At 44.6% G+C, this 2,672-nt stretch carries 2 protein-coding genes; both read right to left on the bottom strand.

Features of this window, described 5'->3' with window-relative positions; translation table 11 throughout:
* Positions 1-209: 209 nt before the first annotated feature.
* Complete coding sequence (lpxD, locus tag IM322_RS15170; protein ID WP_287675965.1) at positions 210-1,241, bottom strand: UDP-3-O-(3-hydroxymyristoyl)glucosamine N-acyltransferase; 1,032 nt, start codon at positions 1,239-1,241, stop codon at positions 210-212.
* Positions 1,242-1,432: 191 nt separating this feature from the next.
* Positions 1,433-2,317, bottom strand: coding sequence for an all3515 family Zur-repressed PEP-CTERM protein (locus IM322_RS15165; protein WP_287675964.1), 885 nt, complete (start codon positions 2,315-2,317; stop codon positions 1,433-1,435).
* Between the last annotated feature and the right edge of the window lie 355 nt (positions 2,318-2,672).

The following is a 2,672-nucleotide window of genomic DNA, read 5'->3' as shown; positions in this document are numbered from 1 at the left end:
TAATAAATATTGGCAGAGGATTAAAGATTAGTTATTGTGACTAACTCTTTTGGTTAGAGAAAGATAAACTTGAGAATCTTCGGTCAAATTTATTGACTCAAAATCCGCTGTACTTAATTTAAATGAATCAACCCTAGGGGTGTGGGGGTGTGGGGGTTGGGGGTTGGGGAGAACAAAGCTGCCTCCTACCTCCTGACTCCTGAATAGGGCTATTTTTTCAACTGCTTAACCGCTTGATAGATTTCGGGTAAACGCTTGTAAGCGGCTGCTACCTTGAGGAATAGTTTATGAGGCATAGCGGGAGAACCAGAAACCACTTCTCCTGCTCCGATATCGTTGTGAATGCCAGTTTGGGCGGTTGCGATCGCACCGTCCCCGATCACTGCTTGATTGGCAATGCCCACCTGTCCTGCTAAAATAACGCGATTGCCCAATTTTACGCCTCCTGCCATGCCTACCTGTCCTGCTAGGGCGCAAGCTTGGCCAATTTGGCAATTATGGGCAATATGGACGAGATTATCGATCTTAGTCTGGCTACCGATGCGGGTTTCTCCCACTGCCGGGCGATCAACGGTGCTATTACAGCCAATTTCTACCCCATCTTCTAAGACCACGATACCCGATTGTTCCATCTTAAACCAGCCTTCGGGAACTGGCACAAAACCGAAGCCCTCAGCACCAATAACAGCACCACTGTGGATAACGCAATCATTGCCGATTTGTACCCGTTCATGGATGGTACAGTTAGCGTGGAGAATTGTGCGATCGCCAATATGCACTCCGGGGTAAATAACGGCGTTAGGATGAATGCACACCCCATCACCGAGGGTGACATTTGCTTCTACCACAGCATGGGCCCCGATGGCGACTTTATGGCCGATTTTAGCCGATGGATGCACCACGGCGGTGGCGTGAATGTAGGGTTGGGGCTGAAAGGGTTGATAGAATAATTTGATGGCGTGGGCGAATAAAAGTCGGGGATTGGCACTAGCTAACCAAGGGATGCCGCGTTCGTCGGCCTGTTGTTGTAAATTGGCATCCAGGGGCAGAATTAGGGCAGTAGCGTCAGTTTTGGCGACAAAGGCAGCAAATTTTCCCCCTTCGATATAGCTAATGGTATCGACTAGGGCGGTTTCGATGGGAGTTATGGCTTTAATTTGGGGATTTCTGTCGGGATAGGCGGTCAAACTCTGGGATTGCACTAAAGGGCTTAATTTTTGGGCAATTTCACTAAATTTCATAAATATATACTGCGATCGAGATAGGGCTTATGATAGGATAGTTTAAAACTATACTGATAATCTTGTCGTTATTATAGTCAAAAAAGTTGCTAGTTTTTTAGGGAATAATCCCTGTTTTCCATTTCAACAAAGCCGATGTCGATCTGGAGCAGTTTTGGAGATAAGTTTGCTCTCTCCAAAACCGATTGGTTTTAGTTTTTACTACTCGATCGAGTTAATAAAATTGACCCAAACAGTATTAAGCTGATCAGAGTTGATGGTTCGGGAACTGTTTGAAAATCTAGGTTGAAAATTCCTGACTCTCCCCAAGAAAGGCTAAGATCTACCAGCTTAAAACTGGCTGAATATTTTCCTGGTCGAGAGGCAACAAACTTCGGTAAAAAGGAGAAGTTATCACCGGTACCGATCGCATAGATATCTCCAGCATTAGCTAAAATTGTCTCTCCTAAAGAGTTAGCTACTGTTAATCCATCACTAATCTCTAACAGTTGCAAGGATAGGTTGGCATTACCTAAAGACCGATTCCACCGTCCCCCAGAACTGTTAAAAAGAGCTTGTTCTCCCAAGTCAGAGGAATTATTAATAGTTGCCACTGATTGCATCAGTAAATTGCTATATTCCTCCCCAGTGGCAGCACTAACAAAACTATTCTGAAAAATTCCTTTTCCTGCAATTAAGGAGAGAGGAGGCAATCCTGTAGAAGTCTCAGGAATGCGATTATTGCTGTTAGTGGGATTAACTACCGGATTACTAGACGGTCCGGAATAACTGTAAGTGCCGATACCGTGAAAATGAGGGGTTCCCTCTCGGTGAGCAACCAGAAGAGTTAACCGGTTATAGTTAGGATTGGCTAATCCCTCATAGATGCCCCGAGTTAAGGTGATTTGATTATCCACCCCGATATAAAATTCTGGCAAACTCTGACCAATGGCAGGCTCTTCAGCCTTAGCCACCGTTACCAGGGCGAAAGAAAGCGATAAAATGAAGCTAACAGCTATAAATGGAGATTTAGGGCTTTTTTCGCTGATTTTATTCCCAGCACAAACTAATCCTACCCCAGAGACCTGTAGAACCATGATTTCTCTCCTTAATTAGAACGATAATCATTATCATTCTAGCGAAAAACCCTTGTTCCGATTCACTTTTGCCAACAAAGTTAATTTAAGTTAACGTGAACAATGCTGTCCCAATAAGTTGCCCGCGCCTCTAAATAGGTCGAGGTCGATCAATGAACAGGCAACGCCGGAACAGCAGCGGGTCCTCTGGGGATGAGGCCAAATCCCGTCAAAGTTTATCGAAAATTTGGGTTGAAAACCCCGCCCTTTAGGGTCACGGAGGGCGGCTTGATTACTTTAACTTTTTAATCCAATCCCTGACAACTTCGGCAGCAGAAATTTGTTTTTGTTGAGCATACCGTTTTAGTTTTTCTAG

This window comes from Microcystis sp. M109S1 (genome assembly GCF_020247025.1).
Lineage (GTDB): Bacteria > Cyanobacteriota > Cyanobacteriia > Cyanobacteriales > Microcystaceae > Microcystis.
The sequence above is the reverse complement of the archived record's forward strand: the minus strand, read 5'-3'. Positions and strand labels throughout refer to the sequence as shown.

Coding starts and splice junctions, on each gene's coding strand:
- lpxD (WP_287675965.1), bottom strand. CDS start 1,241: ATGAAATTTAGTGAAATTGCCCAAAAATTAAGCCCTTTAGTGCAATCC.
- IM322_RS15165 (WP_287675964.1), bottom strand. CDS start 2,317: ATGGTTCTACAGGTCTCTGGGGTAGGATTAGTTTGTGCTGGGAATAAA.